General features: G+C 56.9%; 12 protein-coding genes, 1 pseudogene and 2 CRISPR repeat arrays. Of the genes and pseudogenes, 3 read left to right on the top strand and 10 right to left on the bottom strand.

The window, feature by feature from the left end; all coding sequences use genetic code 11:
* Window positions 1–118: 118 nt before the first annotated feature.
* A CRISPR array of direct repeats spans window positions 119–893; the repeat unit is 33 nt; unit sequence GTTTCAATCCACGCGTCCCGTGCGGGACGCGAC.
* A 102-nt stretch (window positions 894–995) separates the two neighbouring features.
* Window positions 996–2,386: direct repeats of the CRISPR family, unit length 33 nt; unit sequence GTTTCAATCCACGCGTCCCGTGCGGGACGCGAC.
* Window positions 2,387–2,584: 198 nt separating this feature from the next.
* The 9 genes and pseudogenes from cas2 to EC9_RS12315 all read right to left on the bottom strand — a co-directional run bounded on the left by cas2 (window position 2,585) and on the right by EC9_RS12315 (window position 14,124).
* A complete protein-coding gene (gene cas2 / locus EC9_RS12355; protein ID WP_145345589.1) occupies window positions 2,585–2,875 on the bottom strand; it encodes a CRISPR-associated endonuclease Cas2 in 291 nt (96 codons plus the stop codon).
* A 6-nt stretch (window positions 2,876–2,881) separates the two neighbouring features.
* Entirely contained in the window at window positions 2,882–3,913 is a 1,032-nt protein-coding gene (gene cas1c / locus EC9_RS12350) for a type I-C CRISPR-associated endonuclease Cas1c (protein WP_145345587.1), read from the bottom strand.
* A 4-nt stretch (window positions 3,914–3,917) separates the two neighbouring features.
* Complete coding sequence (gene cas4, locus EC9_RS12345; protein WP_218934765.1) at window positions 3,918–4,607, bottom strand: CRISPR-associated protein Cas4; 690 nt, start codon at window positions 4,605–4,607, stop codon at window positions 3,918–3,920.
* Between the two features lie 5 nt (window positions 4,608–4,612).
* Complete coding sequence (gene cas7c / locus EC9_RS12340; protein ID WP_145345585.1) at window positions 4,613–5,635, bottom strand: type I-C CRISPR-associated protein Cas7/Csd2; 1,023 nt, start codon at window positions 5,633–5,635, stop codon at window positions 4,613–4,615.
* Between the two features lie 39 nt (window positions 5,636–5,674).
* On the bottom strand, window positions 5,675–8,014 hold the full coding sequence (locus EC9_RS12335) for a type I-C CRISPR-associated protein Cas8c/Csd1 (RefSeq protein ID WP_145345583.1): 2,340 nt from the start codon (window positions 8,012–8,014) through the stop codon (window positions 5,675–5,677).
* Window positions 8,014–8,730, bottom strand: a complete 717-nt coding sequence (gene cas5c, locus EC9_RS12330; protein ID WP_246106138.1) for a type I-C CRISPR-associated protein Cas5c — start codon at window positions 8,728–8,730, stop codon at window positions 8,014–8,016. Before cas5c ends, EC9_RS12335 begins: the two co-directional genes overlap by 1 nt.
* 286 nt (window positions 8,731–9,016) lie before the next feature.
* Entirely contained in the window at window positions 9,017–11,353 is a 2,337-nt protein-coding gene (locus EC9_RS12325; protein ID WP_218934764.1) for a CRISPR-associated endonuclease Cas3'', read from the bottom strand.
* A 465-nt stretch (window positions 11,354–11,818) separates the two neighbouring features.
* Window positions 11,819–12,097 (bottom strand): annotated as a pseudogene (locus tag EC9_RS12320) (response regulator); the annotation flags it as partial.
* Between the two features lie 71 nt (window positions 12,098–12,168).
* Window positions 12,169–14,124 (bottom strand): esterase/lipase family protein, encoded by a 1,956-nt coding sequence (locus tag EC9_RS12315; RefSeq protein WP_145345575.1) that lies wholly within the window; start codon window positions 14,122–14,124, stop codon window positions 12,169–12,171.
* A gap of 293 nt (window positions 14,125–14,417) precedes the next feature.
* On the opposite strand from EC9_RS12315, the gene EC9_RS12310 reads away from it, so the two are divergent.
* The 3 genes from EC9_RS12310 to EC9_RS12300 all read left to right on the top strand — a co-directional run bounded on the left by EC9_RS12310 (window position 14,418) and on the right by EC9_RS12300 (window position 18,141).
* The gene (locus EC9_RS12310; RefSeq protein WP_218934763.1) at window positions 14,418–15,902 is read left to right on the top strand and encodes a porin; all 1,485 of its coding nucleotides are present in this window, start codon (window positions 14,418–14,420) and stop codon (window positions 15,900–15,902) included.
* A gap of 543 nt (window positions 15,903–16,445) precedes the next feature.
* Window positions 16,446–17,876 (top strand): sulfatase, encoded by a 1,431-nt coding sequence (locus EC9_RS12305; RefSeq protein ID WP_145345571.1) that lies wholly within the window; start codon window positions 16,446–16,448, stop codon window positions 17,874–17,876.
* 79 nt (window positions 17,877–17,955) lie between these two features.
* Window positions 17,956–18,141 carry a hypothetical protein gene (locus EC9_RS12300; RefSeq protein WP_145345569.1) on the top strand — a complete coding sequence of 62 codons (186 nt, stop codon included), beginning with the start codon at window positions 17,956–17,958 and terminating at the stop codon, window positions 18,139–18,141.
* 87 nt (window positions 18,142–18,228) lie between these two features.
* Here EC9_RS12300 and EC9_RS12295 read toward each other — a convergent pair whose 3' ends face one another.
* A complete protein-coding gene (locus EC9_RS12295) occupies window positions 18,229–18,594 on the bottom strand; it encodes a hypothetical protein (RefSeq protein ID WP_145345567.1) in 366 nt (121 codons plus the stop codon).
* Window positions 18,595–18,989 lie beyond the last annotated feature (395 nt).

Raw genomic sequence — 18,989 nt, 5'->3', positions numbered from 1 at the left:
AGTGGAACGCATGAATTGAAGCAAAGGAAAAGGAACGCCAGCGCAGCGGCGGTTACGAGCGGTGTGAGCGCCTTGTTTCAATCCACGCGGTGACAAAAAGCGATTCGGTCCGTTCTCGGTTTCAATCCACGCGTCCCGTGCGGGACGCGACCAGGGGATGCCGCTGGCTCTTCAACGTCTTGCGTGTTTCAATCCACGCGTCCCGTGCGGGACGCGACCCTATTCGCTCGGGTGACTGGTGCGGTAAAGCGGTTTCAATCCACGCGTCCCGTGCGGGACGCGACGGGGGGCTCTACCCGTATCGCGTTTATCTGATTGTTTCAATCCACGCGTCCCGTGCGGGACGCGACGTCGATCCACGCGGCGGAATCCTCGTGTCGCTTCTGGTTTCAATCCACGCGTCCCGTGCGGGACGCGACGCACGCACCCCGAACGCCAACTTCCCGTCGTGCTGGTTTCAATCCACGCGTCCCGTGCGGGACGCGACTTCACCCTCAATTTCGCCTTCGCCGCACTCGATAGTTTCAATCCACGCGTCCCGTGCGGGACGCGACGCTGTTTCTCCGTTGCGAAGGGTAAACGCAACCTGTTTCAATCCACGCGTCCCGTGCGGGACGCGACATTCCGTCTTGGCCTTGTTTATCATGGGTCAGCGGTTTCAATCCACGCGTCCCGTGCGGGACGCGACGCACACGAGACACAGGGGTCGGCACCCTCGCCAGTGTTTCAATCCACGCGTCCCGTGCGGGACGCGACCGGTGCGCGACGTGATTATCGGAGGATTGAGGTATGTTTCAATCCACGCGTCCCGTGCGGGACGCGACACTGACCAGGCTTTCGCTGTCCCGTTCCAGGCGATGGTTTCAATCCACGCGTCCCGTGCGGGACGCGACTCGTCCACCCGCGATTTGTTGCCCCAAATGCGGGCGTTTCAATCCACACGCGTCCCGTGCGGGACGCGACGGCAGACTGACGTACATCGCCGGAACCGACGTCGTTTCAATCCACGCGTCCCGTGCGGGACGCGACGTCCATCGCTTCCCGCAATCCCTTCACGTCGAGGGTTTCAATCCACGCGTCCCGTGCGGGACGCGACCAGGGCGATTGCGATCATGGCGACCGCGGTAGGGGTTTCAATCCACGCGTCCCGTGCGGGACGCGACGCCAAACGGGCCCGTCACGGATCGCGTCACAGCGGTTTCAATCCACGCGTCCCGTGCGGGACGCGACGTCGGTGGTGGTCAGTTGGTTTTCGTCTGTCACGAGTTTCAATCCACGCGTCCCGTGCGGGACGCGACAAGGGTTTTACGTTTCCGATTTCCGTTGACTTCGACGTTTCAATCCACGCGTCCCGTGCGGGACGCGACATTTCCACGGTAAGCTTTCCGGCAGTCGGGGTATCAGTTTCAATCCACGCGTCCCGTGCGGGACGCGACCAGACGTTACAAAAATCGTGCAGAAGCTTTTCAAAGTTTCAATCCACGCGTCCCGTGCGGGACGCGACATCCTTCGTGTGTGGGTTCGAGTCGTATCCCAGAGTGTTTCAATCCACGCGTCCCGTGCGGGACGCGACGCTCTACGGTTTCGAGATCGTCATTGAAGACACGGTGTTTCAATCCACGCGTCCCGTGCGGGACGCGACGTAATCCTCGCATCCTGGGCAATCAAAAACGACGTTTCAATCCACGCGTCCCGTGCGGGACGCGACAGTTCATCGCCGACTGGTTTGGAGCCAACGACGGGTTTCAATCCACGCGTCCCGTGCGGGACGCGACCATCGACCTAGTGCGAGACCTTGCGACAGACCGGGTTTCAATCCACGCGTCCCGTGCGGGACGCGACGCAGATTCAGCCGTCCTCTACGGGATCGACATCGGTTTCAATCCACGCGTCCCGTGCGGGACGCGACCCAAAGCGATCGCGCTGGCGTTGTATTGGGTTGCGGTTTCAATCCACGCGTCCCGTGCGGGACGCGACTATCGTCCGCAGTGAGTGTGACACGGTTGGTCATTCTGTTTCAATCCACGCGTCCCGTGCGGGACGCGACACTTTCTGCGGTTGCATCCACCCGCGGAGATATTGTTTCAATCCACGCGTCCCGTGCGGGACGCGACGCAGGGGCAGGCGTTGGTCCTGATGGCAGCCAGCGAGTTTCAATCCACGCGTCCCGTGCGGGACGCGACCCCGTTTCGGACGAAGACAGCGATTCCGGGGACTACGTTTCAATCCACGCGTCCCGTGCGGGACGCGACGGCGACGACGACGAGGAAGGGGCGGATGAGTTACGGTTTCAATCCACGCGTCCCGTGCGGGACGCGACCGCAGCAAGCTCCGCTTCGTGGTCAGTGTCGTCGTTTCAATCCACGCGTCCCGTGCGGGACGCGACTCCGGGAGTGTAACCTGTTTTGTCCCTTGGTGTTAAGATGCCGGTTTCGCGAACCTACGTCGGCTTTGCCCGAGAAACGAACACAGAGAGTTGTCCCATCGCTGTAGGACAATGTTTTGCAGTGATTGCTAAATCGCGAACCTCTCCCGTTTTTCTCCAGCACTTGCGGTTCGCACACCATTAAGCTGGAACCAACCGCTACGCAAACAACGGTCCTTCGAGATCGATCGCCGGCTTGGCTCCCACATGTTCGACGCGGTTTTTCCAATTGTTCCCGAGATAATAAAATCGCAGACTGTCGGTCTGCGGTTCAATCGTGTCGCAGAGTTCCGCTTTGCACTGAGCCCATTGCGCTGGATCGATCAATAATTCAAAAACCGAGTTTTGCACGCGTTGCCCGTAATTGAGGCAGATCTTTGCCGTGTTCCGCAATCGCTTGCGTCCCTCAGCAGTTGTCGTACTGACGTCATAGGTTACCAAGACATACACGGCGGATTATCTCCAGAGAAATGGCGGGTAGGCATCCAGATCGCCGCGCAGATGGCGGGCCAAGAGACGAGCTTGCAGATGGATCAACAATCCAATCGTCGTCTTTTCATCCAGGAACGGGTGCGTGATCGTAGCTTGCTTCCGTTTTTGGTACGCAGCCAAAACTGTCTTGCGCGGTTTATCTTTCAGCAGCACCGCGCCGGACTGCGTGATCTCGAAATCACTGCTTTGGATCTGCCGACGATTGATCAACGAGAGGGTCAGTCGGTCGACGAGAAACGCGCGGAACTCTTCGATCAAATCGAGTGCCAGTCCCGGTCGTCCGGGGCGGTCGCGATGCAGGAACCCAACGGCTGCGTCCAGGCCTGCCGCTTCACAGGCGCTTCGCGCGTCGTGAGTGAGCATCGAATACAAAAAGGAAAGCAACGCGTTTAACGGATCCAAAGGTGGCCGCCGCGATCGCGTTGTAAAGGCAAAGCCGGTTGCTTGCGGGGATATCATGGAAGAAAATACTTGAAAGTAGGTCGCCGCACTTTCTCCTTCACGGCCGCGCAGCGCATCGAGCGAGGTTTCATTTCGGGCCATCGTCACGTCGTTGGCCATGCGTCGCGCGGCGCGCTGCAGTTGTTCCTGTGCATCGGGAGCAGAGATATCGCGTGCTGCCCGCAGCAGCACGCTGCGGCTGTTGGCGATCTTTCCAGCGACAATCTCTTTGGCAATCGCAAGTGTCGAATCGGCTGCATCGGCAGCGCGATACTGCTGGCGACGCAGCAGCACGTTGCCGGGCGAAAAACCGGTGACCGCAGCGAGGAACCCGCCGTAAGGATTCAGAAACGAGATCGAGACGTTCCCTTTGGCGCAACTGGCCATCAGCGCGGGACTGCAGCCGACGCGGCCAAAGCAAACGATGCCATCGAGATTGTGCAGCGGGACGCGGAGCCGGGTTTGTTTTTCAACGCGGACGACGACGGCTTGTCCCTCCTTCCGCAGATAAGCCCCTTCGGTTGTCACGAACAGCGTATTTAGATGCTTTTTCATTTTCTCAGTTAGCCTCAGCAGACAGAAAGTCGTAGCTGTCGGTCAGCGGAGCGTCATCCCCTGCGGCGACCGCAAATTGCCGCTGGTTCCAGGCGGCGACGCCGTTACGAAAGCGTTGCCCATCGGGTAAGCAGAGATCGATCAATGAACAGTTTTCGCACTTGGGCTGGCGAGTTGCCGTGGGCGTTTGTTGTCGATCGATCATGTTTCGTAAGCGAGCGATCACGGCGCCGGTTTGGTCGCGGAGGCTGGCGTCGATGGCGACGGCGGTCCGACGTTTACGTTTCCCATAAAAGAGAAAGCCGCGATCGATCGAAGTCTCCAATTGTTCCTCCAGGCAGAGTGCTTGGGCGCACAGTTGGATCTCATCGCTTCGATCGCGTTTGGGTTTACCACGTTTGTATTCCACCGGAACGACGCTGCCATCGCGGTGCAGTTCCACGATATCGGCTTGGCCGACAAGCCCAAGCCGACGCGAGACGAGCCACAAGCTGCGGGCGACTCGCACGCCATCGATCAATTCGTGCGAATTATCGTGCGCCTTTTTATGCAGCAGATGTCCATCGACGGTCAGGGCATTGTCGGCCCACAACCGTTCGATATGAATCAGCGCACACTGGCGTTCGCAGAACACCAAGTGTTGCAAAGCGGAAATCGGCAGCAGTTCGTCGTCGGTGTAGGACATGGAAATCATTCGCTCTACAGCTTCTCAAGGTCGGCAACGGACCTGATCTGGATGAGCTCGACACCTGTCGGAATCTTCGACTCGTCAGCGGCGACTGAATAGTGGGACCACTTTCGCGGAACATTCACACCGTCTTTTGACATGCCTTCAGCGTTCTGTTCGATGTCCACGACCTCTTCAAACAATGTCTGAGCGGGACAGCATCCCATCTTAGCTTGCCGTTTGCGCTGTTGGTCGTCGCTCCCTGTACCGACGTGCTTGAAAACAAAGATGGGAGCGCGGACGGTCATCACACCTTTACTGGATGACCGATCATGCTCGAACATGTTTAGCACTGCCTCAAATAGCAGTTTCAAATCCTCTTTTGAAAACCCTGTTTTTTCAGCCAAGTTTGCGGAGATAAAGCCCTTGCCGACATAAAGCCCGTAGGGAATGATCGACTTGCGTCCCATCGTCCGCAGTTTGTCCTCATCCTGCGATTCGGTCCACTGCGCGTATTCTTCAGCCGTAGCACTCGCTTTCGTTGGACCGCCAGCGACCGCCATTCGAGTAATTGCCACATCCATTGTCACGATTGGATCAACCGATCGCGAGAATGCTATCTGAACAGGCCCTCGAACCTGCCCCGCGTTGGGGCCCGTGCTCATTACTGCCCCAAATGTTCTGACATCATAAAAATTGCCGCACATCCATTTTGACCGAGCACCAACAATTCGCTTGTTCGCATCGGACGACTTTTCCTTGCTGTCCTTTTTCTGAGCATTCTTGACTTCTTGAGTCGCTTCGGCGCTGCGTGCGATCGCTTCGTTTAAGTTCGAAGCGTGTTCAATGAAGATCGCATTGGGCATGGCATTGCCAGCGGCGGATTGAACGTAGTTGCGAATCCGCCGCTTGACCATCACGTCGGAGACTAAGCCGTGCATATCTTGGTAGTCGATGCGTGGCGCATTTCCTGCGTCGGGGTCGCCATTCGGATTGCCATTTTCGCAGTCGAACAAGTAGAGGAATTCATATCGATTTTCAATTGGCTGGTTCATGCTTCAAGTCCTGTAATCTATGGAGGTTCGGTGATTTGTTTAGAGGTTGGTCACGGCAACAAGCAACCGCTCATTTAGGGAATCAAAATTGGGGCCATCCGTTTCGTCGGTGGAAACCAAGAAGCCGGTTGCTTGCTCTAATTGTTGACTGTCGATGTCTTTGGATTGAACATGAACCAATCCTGCGTCTGCATACGCCTTGATTTTGCGTTCCATCCTCAGGGAGTAGTTAGGGCGATCTCGCATTCCGAAGTGCTCCAGAACTATTTTCCGGTCGCTCTTGTTGGTCTGGATGACCCAGTCTGGTCTGATTGGTGATTCGTTCCTGCCACCGCGGCGAATGCGCTCACCTCGGACTTCAACATGCGACGGTTCATATGCGATGTTGATCCCCAAGTCGCTATGTGCGTCAGCGAAAGCGTGAAGCAGATTGTCAATAGTGGCTTCCGATTTTGACCGCACTAGGTACCCCTTTTTCGTTGGTACGCGGCGGATGAGGTGGAACTTTGTTGGAAGTTCAGGTTGTTGCTGAAAGAAGCCCAGTTGGAACTGGAATTGGTCCGCTAAATCCAATGGTTTGCAAACGTCGATTTCTCTTGGGATTTGGCTATGGATATCCGATAGCAAGTCCGTAAGCTCTTCTCGAAGTGTGCGCGGTTGAATCCGCTTCAAATGGTTTAATGCGATTCTCCAAATCCGGGGCAACACTTGGTAAGGTGTGGTGCTAGCGGCCGAGTAATATCGATCCAAAAAACTGGCATTCGGTTCGCCAGTACTCAGGGTCTGCACGTGTTGGAATACGGCCAACATGCGTCCGGCGTGGTAGGCGCTCGAATTAGACTCCTCGTTCAAAGCCACTTCCATCGTCTGATCCTCTCTACGCGTTAGATAAAGTTTGAGTAAAGCAATTCGGGCATAGTAGGCCGATCGCCGCAGTTTCATCGTTTTGCTTTTGTCGTCGAGTGCATCGGCGACTTCTCCGTTTAGCATCGCTAATCGCAATCGCTGGTAGGCCTGGACCGCAATCGTTTCGCTAATGTTTTGGCGAGAAGTCGACATCGCCGCGTTCCAAAGCGAGGTGTAGGCAGGGGATGCAGGCGCTATCCATTTGTCGAAGTCTTCACCCCGTTGTCGCTCACGTAGCGTGCAGTTCACCAACCGATTCAGGCTGGGCATTGCAAGCGGAGCTCCATTGAGTTTGCAGATCCGGAGGTCGTTGGCCCATTGCTCCGTCGATTCACACAGTTGTTCGAACCTTCCCACGCGTACATCTCGAATGACGACACGCGGCTTATTGGCAGAAATCGACAAGGCGACGTACCGACCCGAATTCAGATACTGGCCATCGCCACCAACCCTGATCCGTTCCAAGACACTTTTTGCAGACGCCTCCGCCTGTCTTCTCTGCCCTTGGCTTGGCTCGGCCAATTCTTCTGAGGCTTCACCTTCGTTTTGATCGCGTTCCTCGTTGGACGTTTGCCCCGTGAACAGATAGGCGAGCGGATCGACATCGGGCATCATTTCTGAGTGCTCGTCTTGGTACCAATACACGATCTTGCGATCTGCAATCTTGACTGCGCTGGTCAGCAGCCGATCTAGTGTGGTCGTGTACAGCGACACCGCTTCGGGACTCATCGCAGAATTCGCTGCCTTTTTAAGGCCAAAGTGCTGAAAGGACTGCTGTTTGAAGGATGCGAGAATATCGCCCTTCGTGTCCCCTCCAACGTCGGCCAGCCCCGTGATTTTGTCGTGAGTTGGAGCCGGTAGCACGAGATCGCCGGTCAGCAAGCAACGCATTTTCACGGGACCATCAGCTGCCCCCTTACTGCCTTTTGCCATACGTGTGGCGGTAATCGCTGCGCGCAGATCGCGATACCAGGAATGCCAAGACGGATCTTGAACAAGCCACTTGGTGTTGTTACCGTCCTCTATTGCAAATGTCGCCTTATCGGTCGGCTTGGCGCGAAGCGTCCGCAGTTCCGCCTGAATTTCGGTTAAGGATCCAGCAAGAGCTGAGACGACTAGCGCAATGGAAGGATTCGTCTGTCCGGCATCGCGCAGCAAATTGATAAACCCGTCATGCTTGGCCCTCTGCTTGCCGTCAGGCTGCTCCCCTTCCTTATTGGTCAACAACGCTATGACATCGAGCGAGTCGACCAGGAAGTGTCGCGCTCCGGATCCCATTGCTTTCAATTCCGGCAGATTGAATTGGGGACAACCAGGCACCCGTTGGCCACGTGATCCTTCGCCTAACCGACTGATGGATGCAAAGGAACCCCGCGAAGTAATGACGACCAGGAAGTGCAAATTGACGGCCGAAAACCCGGGTCGCGCATCAATATCATGCCTCTCGGCGTACTCCTTGATGAGGTGAAACATCAGCTCGCCTCCGTCGATCGATGAGGTCTCAAGACAGCTTCCGAGTCGTAAGCGGGATAGTCGAGAACTCCATCAACCAACTCCGCTCGAAACAGAGAGATCGAGGGCCTGCTCTCATTTGATCCTGGTCGACTCTGGTCAAATGTGTCATAGACCATCAAGCCCAGCTCCTGATTCATAGGAAAGGGCTTCTTATCGGTTGGCTGACAAAAGTAGGCGACAAACTCTCGTTGCCCGAAATAGGGCTGTTGAAAACACTGCCCGCTCTTCAATCGTCGTTGAAAAATGTCGTTGTACTTCTTCTGAATCTTGCGATACTCGGGCCAAGGCTCAATGCTGGCGTGTAAACGGTACCGAGGGTTCCGCAATGCCATCGTCTGTCGCTGGGTACGCCCCTTTTCATCGGACCCTGTCGACGCTTTGTCCCCATCGGCCAGGATCGGTTCAACGCCTTCCCCGTCGATGAATCGCCCGACGGCGTTTAGGTTTATCTTCTCCTTGACTTCGTTGCGTCGCAACGCAACCCACTGAGGCTCCATCAGAAGTTCGGCCTTGTGGACGACCCAACGGAACTGCGGGTGAAAGTAGATTGAATCCATCAGATTTCTCGCAGCGCTGTGAGGTGGTACGGCATACGAAAATCGTTCGACCGAGGCCTCCGGTCTGCTGAAGCAGCCAAAGTCTCCATAGAATTCCACAACATGGATTTGTGGCATCATGACGCCCCCTGGGATTGGTTTAAGAAACAGCTCATCGAGTGGTGTCGATCGTAGCGAGCGAATTGACACGTTAGGTCACAGCGACAAAAAAATTGGCCGCTGTGACACACAAATTTGCCTCAAGACTTCAGGCTCTACCGGCAATTACACCTAGGCAAGCAGTCAAGATTGTTCGTCGTTGTCCCGTCTCGGTAGCGTCGTGATCGATGCGTGGATTGAAACTCAGTTATCACGCAGCTTCACTTTTTGATGCACCGCACGGCGCTTCGGCGCCGTGCACTTTTCACACTTCCAGCAGTCCATCTTCCTGTGGGACCTCTAGCCCGACGTTGGGGTCGTAGTAGCCTGCGTCTTCTGGAAGAGCCCACCACCTGCACTCCTCCGGGACCAGATGTTCCTCGGCGCCAAACGGGATCGGAAACAGACACCCTGCAGCAGCGAGTTTCTCGAATTCAAACTCATAGACGGTCACGGTGTACGGCCGGGCTGCTCGCATCCAGTCCCGCGTCCAACCTCGCTGCTGGTTCGGCCGCGCGTGCCAATCAAGCAGGTGCCGCTGCGACGCTTTGTTGTACGCCACTAAGATGTTGCGCTGTTCGCAACCGATAAGCCGGTATTCACTGCGAACACCCTCGAAGTCGAGCCCTTCCACTGCGGCCAAAAGCTTGTCTGTCATCGCCGCCTCATCGGTCAGCCCATAAAGGATCGCATAGTATCGTTGCATTAGCTCCGGCGAAGAGATGAGCTCGGTTTCGTCGGGATGGATGCCTTCCTCCCTGAGGCTAGTCAGAAGCGTCTGCAGCGCAGCAATGCCAGCTCCATATCCGGGTGGATAGTGGGCGCCCTCCACACTCGGCCGAAACACGTTCAACACGGAGGCCGCTGCGTATTCAAACGACCTATTGATCCTTCCTGCCGCTTGAGCAATCGACGGAAGTGGGGCCATGCTGCGCCACCCGCCCTCGAACGAACGCTTCGGGAAATCAACGCCAGCCTCGATGCATTGCGTACTGACCAACTTCACGGGCCTCTCTTCAGCCAACCGGTTTCTCACCACTTCAAGCGTTTGATCTCGATGCTCGGCACACATCGAAGTCGACAAATGATAGACCTCGCAACGATGTTCCCCGATCTCGTGGAATAGCTGCGTGGCATGGCGCTTTAGGTTTACGATCGCCAGGCTCGACCGATCTGACTTAGCAATCTGCGATGCGACTTCGCCCAGTGGCAACTCTTCATCCAGCCACCACTTCACCTTCACTCGCCCAGCCGTAGCTTGGAACAGCCTGTCATGTTCAGGAAGAATTTCCGTGGGTGCCCACGGATTGCCACTTAGCTGGCTGGGCGAACGCAGATTAGGTAGCGGAGGACGATCCTCCGATTCGAGCATCTCAAATGCGGGCTGCGTCGCGGTCGCAAACAGCACGGTGGATCCAAAACGCTGCGACAAGTGTGTTAAGGTCGCCAGCGTGAGAGACGCCAGCTTAGGTGGAAGCGTTTGCACTTCGTCAAAAATCAAAACGCTCTTGGCAAGCCTGTGCAATTTTCGACAGACGGAAGGGCGGTTCGCATGCAATGACTCCAAGCACTTAACCGACGAAGTCAGTATGATAGGTGCGTCCCAATTGTCGGCTTCGAGTCGTTGCTCTCGAACGAGTTCCATCTCCTCAGGATTCTCTGAATCAGCTGAACCATCGACATTGCGGCCAGCGAGACTGTGATCCTCCAACACCCAAGACGGATCAAAACCGGGGAGCGAGGAAAGAGCGGAATGAATGACTTGAGCCGTTTGGCTGACGATAGTGAGAAACGGCATCACGAACACAATGCGACGGTGCCCATGCTTTTGGGCATGCCGAAATGCGAACAGAAGCATGGCCAGTGTTTTTCCTGAACCGGTCGGCGCCGTCAGCGTAAATAGGCCCGGCGCGTCCAACGCTCGCTCTCGGCACTGAACGCCCACATGATCACGCACCCATTGCATCTCGGGTTGCGACTGCGGCAGGCTCGACATGATGGATTCAAGGTGATCCGCAGCTGCACCGAAATCAAACTCTGGAGCAAGGCTACGAGGTTGATATGGAATGGCGACGTCACCGCTGAAGTGTCCTTCAGTCGCAAGGAAATCCGCATCAACCAAACAGGAGTACAGCAACCGCGACTCCAGCATCGCGGCCGCGTCAGCCGACGCAAGCCTTTCATCTCCGAGGCCCGGCAACTGAAACCCATCTTTGCGCCAACGATCCATCAAGATTGCGAACTCATCGCATTTCAGCCGCGATTTACTTGCAAAATATTCGTCCAACCTGCGTGCAGATTCGCGTGGGTACGAGAGCGTCGAAAGCTGACTGTGATGCGACTCGATGGCCAAGCGAATCGCGTCCAACAGATGAAGACGCTGCTCATTGTGTCCCCCTAACGCAGAGATTACGAGCCTCGCTCCCGCTGACCAGTGATCTGGCGAGGAACAGCCCGACCGGCCCTGCACATAGTTGTTGAACCGATCGGAGTACTTGCCAAGATCATGCATCAACGCCGAAATACTAGCAGCCGCTGACAGATCCAACGGCTCGGAAAACTTCCTGGCGAAGTCATCGACGCGGCGAATATGATCCGCCAACGCTTCTGGCACACCATGGCCACGACCATTGCGACTGTGCCCCCAAAACATTCCTGCTACTCCTGAGACGCCTGAAAACAACGCGCACTACACGTTGTTCGTGTTCAGCCAGCGGTTCCCAGTTTTCCTTGTCGGTATTGCCTGGAAGCGTATGCGCGTAATGTTTCATCAAATTCTGTCGCCCAGCGGTTCCCTCGCGTTTGTTGAACTCGCCAGGATACCCGACAGAGTGACACCTTTGGTCAAAACCAAGTGCCGAAATGACCGTTTTCCGGATGTTGCGCTTAGGGCTAATCTACTGCTTAAACGGTGTCTACAACTTGTCGCGAAGATGCGCCACTTTGTCGCCACAAGCGGGATGTTGCAGCGATTGTCCATCGTCGGACTCTGCTTTTTAAACGGGACTTTAATTCGTCGAAGGTGGATGCCGTCGCGGTTGGATTGAAGCAGAGCAGCGTCGGCGGGTTAGCGGGCTTGGGGTGGGGCGGAGGCGAGCTTTGCGGAGAGCGTGGCGAGCCGATTGTAGAGCTGTTGAGCTTCGATCGGTTTCGATAGATAGTCGTCCATGCCGGCGTCGAGGCAGCGCTGGCGATCTCCTTTCATCGCCGATGCTGTCATCGCGATGATCGGGATCCGCGCCGGAGGTTGTTCGGCGGCGCGGATCGCCGCTGTCGCTTCCAAGCCATCCATGGTCGGCATCTGGACATCTAGCAAGATCAAATCAAACGGCTCGTGCGGAAACGCCGGGTGCGCTTCGCGTTGACGTTGGCTTCATGCCAACGCGACTTGGTCGTTGGTGAAGGCAACCGTCGTCGTCAGTTCGATGCGATTGGGGCTAGTAGGCGTGTTGTCGGATCCTCGGCCCTACAGTCACAACCGGCGGACGCTGATTCCGCGATGTGTAATCTCAAGATTTCCAGCAGGGCTTGTTGCGCGTCGTTGGAGCGGAGAATCGATGTATGGGTTGCGTCGATATACGCTGTCGATACTGCTTCTTTTCGATAGGCGCTGGAAACGGGGACCACGGTGTCCGATGGTCCCGATCGTGGCAGCGGAAAACAATCTCCGATAATCGAGTGGACATCGATGCGCGGTGATGATGGCGTCGCGGCGAGGGCTTGCAACAATCGACTGCTCGGCCGCAGCAGATCGACACTCGATGGCAATGAATCGGTGAACGCTCCGGAGAAGAGACCTGGATTGGCGGCGACGAGGTTCTGAAATTTCCGCTTGTCATCGGAACGGAACCCGGCCAAAGAGGATCCGATCCGACCGATACACCTGGCTGCCCACGGAGAGCCGCGATGTGGCGTGGCGATGTAGACGACGCGTCCGATATTTGGGCTGGCCTTGAAAAAGAAGGAGCGCCTGAAGCCAGCGATTTCTTGGGGCGACGCTCGCATCTGTTCCAATGGCCCGTTGGCGATCGAACGCCACAACCGATCGCCACTGTCGGTGACCTGCAGTTTCGCCACCAACCCGCCTAGACTGTGCCCCACGATCACGGCGCGGTGTCGCGGATTTTGTTGATTGGGCCCGTCGGGGTGGCATGCAAACGCGGCAGCAAGTTGTTCCCGCAAGATGGCGGTCGATTCAAAAAAGTCATCCCCGGTGGGATAGCGAAAGACCCAGATTTGATACCGTCTGCTGAGCACCGGATCGGCGCGCACGGCGTCGGCGACTTCCAAGAACGTGGCGGGATTCGAGAGCAGCCCGTGCACCAGCAGCAATGGAATCTTGTCGGGTTGGTACGGTTCGAGGAACTTCAGTTCGGGCCGATCGACACCGTTGTCGCCTCCCATAAAGGCGACGACCGGGCTGTACTGACTGTTCTGACGCGCGTAGTAGAGCGGCATCGCGGGACTCTTGGCAATTCCATCGCAGGGCTCCGGAAGGTCGCCCCCCAATGGATTGACCAACCGCATCGTTGCGGCCCTGAATCGATCGGTTTCCAGGCCGGCTCTCGTCGCTGCGCCTTGAAATAGCGAAACCGGCAGATCCAACAGCGCCGTTGCGGCAAACGGCAACCGCGAATCCAAGAATCTTTGGCAGCGGTTGTTCGTTGCCGGATCGACGGTGCAACACGCATCGCAGGCCTCACCGCAGCCATTCGTTGCTTGCTGGCCCGTTGTTTTCGAGGTGAAGACGATCAAGGGGACGCCGCGTCCGCAGACGTTGCCGAGCGCAGAGGCGGGCGACTCAAAGACCATCAGGCGTTGAAAGTCGCTCTGCCGCCAAGGGAAACCATGGTGAACGATGGGAACCTGAATCGGCCCCGCGTTGGTGTGTATCGTCAGGTGCGATGCGGGGTCCAGGCGGCCGTACTTCTGGCCACAGGAAAGGATCCGAATCAGTGCACTGTGTCGGACGCGAGCGATTCGATCGCTGGTCTCCTTCCCGCCGCGGAGCCCACAACGCCGCTGGCCATCATCGAGCCAGGCGATCGTCTGCGCCCAGTAGTCGACGGCGCGGTGGTCGCACCGGCCATGCAGTCGTTCCGCAACAGCATACGCTCTTTCGCCCAACGCGGTCGACGACTCTGCCGTTGGATGCAGCGAAGCCTGTAAGCGGTAACGCTCAAAGTCGTCGATGTTTCCCTGGCCCGCGATCAGCGATCCCAGACCAAGCCATCCGTCGTGCCAACACCCAGCCAAAGATGGCTTAACGAGCGTCGGCGATTGCAACCGGTCGGAGCGCATGCATCCACAGCCGGTGATCGCGACCAGCAGAACGGCATGGCATAACAGGTTTGGAATCAGACGCTTGCGCACAACCGACTTTATATATGGAGAATCGCGATAACCGAAACCTCCATGTTCGATTGCGGGACCTCAAGCAAACGGAGCAGCCGACGCAAAAACCTGCGTCCAACGGGGGCTACGTTTACGAACAGTCACACGGAATATCAGATCGGTTGGCAAGGGACGCAAAATGGAATGGTCCCCCAAAGTTTTCCGGTTGTGAGAGTCCGGACGAACCGCCTGGGCAACACTCCGTACGGTTTACCCAGTCGGACCAGTCCCGACACTGATGCCAATCGTGCGGGATCTAACGGTGGATGCCGATGGATAGTATTGTCCCGTATCGACCACTTCTGACTCTGGATCCGGATGTGCGCTTCCTTACCGCAATCGCAATCAATGTCGCGCTGATCGTTTCGCTGGGGAGCGTTCCCGCGTTCGCTCAGGAATCGATGATCGCTAGCAACGCGGTAGCCCCCGCCAGCTACGACGCGGCTGCCGATCGGTCGAGCCCCGCGGCGGATCAGGTCTGCGACATCGGCGACCCGCGTTCGCCCTGGACGCCCGGAGACGGCGCCGTCGCGTCGGCCGAATTGCGTCGCTTTTCGGACACCATCCGCGTCGGTTACGACGATGGATTTGTGCTCGCCAGCCTACGAGAACGCAATCTGGAGACCGATGCGTTTCCGTTTCGATTGAAGGTCAACGGATGGGGCCAGCTGCGTCATACCGCGTCGGACGTCGCTCTCCCCAATACCGATCTGAATCAGTTCCAAATGAAGCGGGCGCGGCTGATACTGTCGGGCAACGCGTTCCTCCCCGACCTGAACTATTTCACGCAGTTCGACGGCCGCAGCAGCAGTGGCGACAACATGCGTCTGCTCGACTTCTACCTCAACTACGACATCGGGCATGCGCAGTTTGGATTCGAGAAGGGGACGTTTGGTTTCCGTGCTGGCAAATACAAGATGCCATTCACCATGGCACGCTGGCTGTCGGGTAAAGAGTTTGAGTTTAGCGATCGGTCGGTCGCAAGCACTTATTTCGACGTCAACCGCAGTCTCGCCATCGGGCTGTTTGGACAATCGAAGCACACTGCGATTCCGATCGAATGGGAAACGGCGATCTTCAACGGGTTTGTCACCGGCGGTGCGGAGACGGGCAGCAGCGGCAACCTGGACGACAACTTCGCCTACTCGATTCGGCTGCAAGGCTATCCGATCGGCGACTGGGGCAGTTCCCAACTGGCCGATTTCGAATCGCACGATCGACTGGCGATGCGGGTCGGATGCGCCTTTGCTGGCACGACGATCAGCCGCAACGGATCGACGGAATTCAACACGCCGCGCGTCGTCGATTCGGGACAGACCTTCGCCTCGATCCTTCCAGTCGCGGTCGACAGCTATCACGTTGCACAGTTCGCCGTCGATACCTCGTTCAAATGGCGCGGTTGGTCGACAACGATGGAATACTACTTTCGCAACCTGAGCGATTTCGAGGGGGCGGCGCTCCCAAGCTTGCTAGACCATGGATTTTGGTTTCAAGTGGGATATTTTGTCGTCCCAGAGAAGCTGCAGGTGCTGACCCGTTGGTCCCGAGTCGACGGCGACTCGGGGACGCTTGGGGCAAGCGACCAGAGTACCGACGAGGTCGGGGCAGGATTGGCGTGGTATCTGCGCGGCAATCGAGCCAAGTTGGTCACCGACGTCACCCGGCTCGATGGCGCTCCGATCAGTTCGTCGGCGCTGGACGTCAATCCCGGCGATCGCGGTTGGCTGTTTCGCACCCAGATGCAATTCAGCTTCTGAGTCTCCGGTTCGCGGCCAGGTCTTCACCGTTGTCCTTCGCCGACGGTGCCGCTCTCCATTTGCGTCAAATCTGACGCTTCGCGATGGGACACCATTTGTTGGCGAACCGGACGTTTAGAGACAGTCAAAACTTGCGCCCCCAGACTGCACTCTACCGACGCTTCGACACTCAGGATCAAAGGCGTCTCAATAGTCGCGTACAATGTATTGATCCATCCTTCGCCTACTTTATTCAAAGAAGTCCGAGTCTCTATCGGGTTCTCGTTTTGTGATTCTTGTGGATCTTTGTGGCTGACCGTTTCGCCACGAAGATCCACAAAAGACACAAAGCATGAGGGAGGGCTGCTGGTATGCGACCGCCCAACGTGTGAAACGTGGAGTCGTCGGCGGAGCGGCCACGACCTGCCCAGCATGACGCAACGCGACTGGCTACAATGCGGGGACGTCAGCGGTGGGTTTCGGAGGTGATTATGTCTCGTAGATGGTCTCTTCCGATCCGAACTTGATGGCGAATCTAGATTCACCAATAGATGGAGGCTTGGGATGCTGCGATTGTTAGCTGTAGGCTTGGCGTTAATGGTTGTGGAAGTTGGCGCTGCGGAACGACCAAACGTGCTGTTCATCGCCGTCGACGATCTGCGGCCGGAACTCGCATGTTACGGAAAACAACATATTCATTCTCCGAACATCGATCGCCTGGCGGCATCGGGAGTTTTGTTTGAACGGGCGTATTGTATGGTTCCGACGTGTGGTGCATCGCGGGCCAGCATGATGAGCGGCATCCGCCCGTCCCGCAATCGCTTCGTAAACTATCTCGCCTGGGCGGAGAAAGATGCCCCCGGTATCAAGACGCTGAACACCCATTTCCGGGAAAACGGCTACCACACAGTTTCGTTGGGCAAAATCTTCCATCATCCACAGGACAATGCCGTTGGTTGGTCGGAACCCGCATGGCGGCCGACGGGAATCCCCTGGTATCGCCGCCCGGAGAACCACAGTTTGCATGAACAGCGACAGAGAAAAGGTAGCCGCACGCGAGGGCCGGCGTGGGAGGCGGCCGACGTCGCCGACGATGCTTATGCCGATGGCAAATTAGCCGAGCGTGCGATCGCCGATTTGAGGAGGTTGAAGAAACAGGACTCACCCTTTTTCCTGGCTGTCGGTTTCTTCAAACCACATCTCCCATTCATCGCACCGCAGAAGTATTGGGATCTGTATGACCGCGATGCTATTCAGTTGCCCCCAAATTACGCCACGCCGCAAGACGCCCCGCCTCAATCGCTTCACAGTTCGGGCGAATTGCGAGCTTACGCCGGCATACCATCGAAAGGGCCGGTATCCGACGCAACGGCGAAGCATCTAATTCATGGCTACTACGCTTGCGTGAGCTATGTCGACGCGCTGATCGGCACCGTGTTGGATGAACTCGACGCCCTCGGCCTGGCCGACAACACCGTTGTTGTGCTGTGGGGAGATCATGGTTGGAACCTGGGCGAACATACGCTGTGGTGCAAGCACTCATGTTATGAAACATCGATGCAGATCCCCTTGATCATTCGAGCGCCGGGAGTCAACGGTGGAGAGCGGCGATCGGGCCTTGTCGAATCGATCGACATCTATCCCACCCTCTGTGAACTCACCCAGTTGCCGTTGCCGACGCACTTGCAGGGAAAGAGTCTCGTCGCGTTGATGGGTGATACCAACGCCCCGTGGAAGACCGCGGCGGTCGGGCGGTACCAAGCGGGCGATACGATTCGGACCGATCGATTTCGTTTTTCCGAGTATCGCGATAAATCGGGACGGACGATGGCGTCGATGCTGTATGACCACAGCGTCGACGAAAATGAGACGACCAACATCGCCAAGAACCGCGGCGATTTGACGAGCCAGTTGAGCGAAGCCCTTCACGATCAGATGGGCCGCAACGGAGTGTTGGGGGCCGCCCCCGGTCAACCGAAAGCAAGCGAGCGATAAACTGCGATCGAACGCCAACGACAATTGCGTTATACTCAGCGGCTTCTTTTTTGGACCGCCAACAATATCGAGGGATGATATGAAGCTTACCGATTTCTACAACGAAGTCTGCACGCGAGTCGACACCGACAAGACGGCGATCAACGCCGCTGTCACAAAACGAGTTCTTAGCGAAGCGTTTTTGGTTCTGGCAGCGATGGACGCTGCCGAGCTGGCCGACACGATGTCCAAGGGCCTAACAAACGCTCGCAAGAAGATGGGCTAGTCCCATTGCGCTTCGCCAGGTAAACGCGCCGGTCCAGCTGCCGCCACGACGGCAGCTGGATTTCTCGGACGCGGATGGCAGGTCGGGCTAACGCTTCTTCTTGGCGACCTTCTTGCTTAACTGCTTCCAAACGTTTCGGGCGCATTTGCGGTCCAGTCGGACTAATTGTTGTCGGCGAGTGTCGATCGTCACGACCGCCGCTCGGTCGTTCTTGGCATAAACAAACGGCAGGCAGACACCGATCACTTTCAGCGGATGTCCAGCTTCTTGCGGCATATAGCGAATGCGAACCAGTTCGTCCGGCGGCAGCGAGGTTGCCGAACAAGACCACAGATAGGATGGCAGTTCCAGTTGTTCATTCAAAACGGTCACGTAATCGCCACAGCAAATATCCTCGCCAGCGATCCGAGCCGCGACGGTTGTCCGCTGCCACGATGGGGATGCAACTTTCATTTTGGATTCGTCAAATCATTAGGAATGAAGCGGGTCGACGCTTTGGTGTCACCAATGCATCGCCCCTGAACAAAGTTCGCGAATCGGATTATCACGAAAGACGCATCGATCGGGTTCCCTATCTTAAGAAGACGCTGGGGCTGAATTGGCATGGAAAGCTCAATGCCTCACAACAGGAGCGTTCAACCGCAGACCGGGTTCACGTGATTCCGATCGATAACTTGCAATCACCGCTGCGTCGCATCTTTGTGCGACTCAGCCGCCGGCTCAGCCGGTGTTGCTTCAGCGCCGCTTTCCAGGAGAGATTGAGGCGGTCGCGTTGCGTTGGAAGCGTCCGGGCGTAGAAGCGGTGGGGTGGCAGAGCTGGAATGCCTTTCCTGGTGGCTACCGCGTCG

The sequence above is a fragment of the Rosistilla ulvae genome (assembly GCF_007741475.1).
Taxonomy (GTDB): Bacteria; Planctomycetota; Planctomycetia; order Pirellulales; family Pirellulaceae; genus Rosistilla; species Rosistilla ulvae.
The sequence above is the reverse complement of the archived record's forward strand: the minus strand, read 5'-3'. Positions and strand labels throughout refer to the sequence as shown.

What these genes read in the sequence shown, in the direction of transcription:
- cas1c (WP_145345587.1), bottom strand. Translation starts at nt 3,913, where the DNA reads ATGAAAAAGCATCTAAATACGCTGTTCGTGACAACCGAAGGGGCTTAT.
- cas4 (WP_218934765.1), bottom strand. Translation starts at nt 4,607, where the DNA reads ATGATTTCCATGTCCTACACCGACGACGAACTGCTGCCGATTTCCGCT.
- cas7c (WP_145345585.1), bottom strand. Translation starts at nt 5,635, where the DNA reads ATGAACCAGCCAATTGAAAATCGATATGAATTCCTCTACTTGTTCGAC.
- EC9_RS12335 (WP_145345583.1), bottom strand. Translation starts at nt 8,014, where the DNA reads ATGTTTCACCTCATCAAGGAGTACGCCGAGAGGCATGATATTGATGCG.
- cas5c (WP_246106138.1), bottom strand. Translation starts at nt 8,730, where the DNA reads ATGCCACAAATCCATGTTGTGGAATTCTATGGAGACTTTGGCTGCTTC.
- EC9_RS12310 (WP_218934763.1), top strand. Translation starts at nt 14,418, where the DNA reads ATGGATAGTATTGTCCCGTATCGACCACTTCTGACTCTGGATCCGGAT.
- EC9_RS12305 (WP_145345571.1), top strand. Translation starts at nt 16,446, where the DNA reads ATGCTGCGATTGTTAGCTGTAGGCTTGGCGTTAATGGTTGTGGAAGTT.
- EC9_RS12300 (WP_145345569.1), top strand. Translation starts at nt 17,956, where the DNA reads ATGAAGCTTACCGATTTCTACAACGAAGTCTGCACGCGAGTCGACACC.
- EC9_RS12295 (WP_145345567.1), bottom strand. Translation starts at nt 18,594, where the DNA reads ATGAAAGTTGCATCCCCATCGTGGCAGCGGACAACCGTCGCGGCTCGG.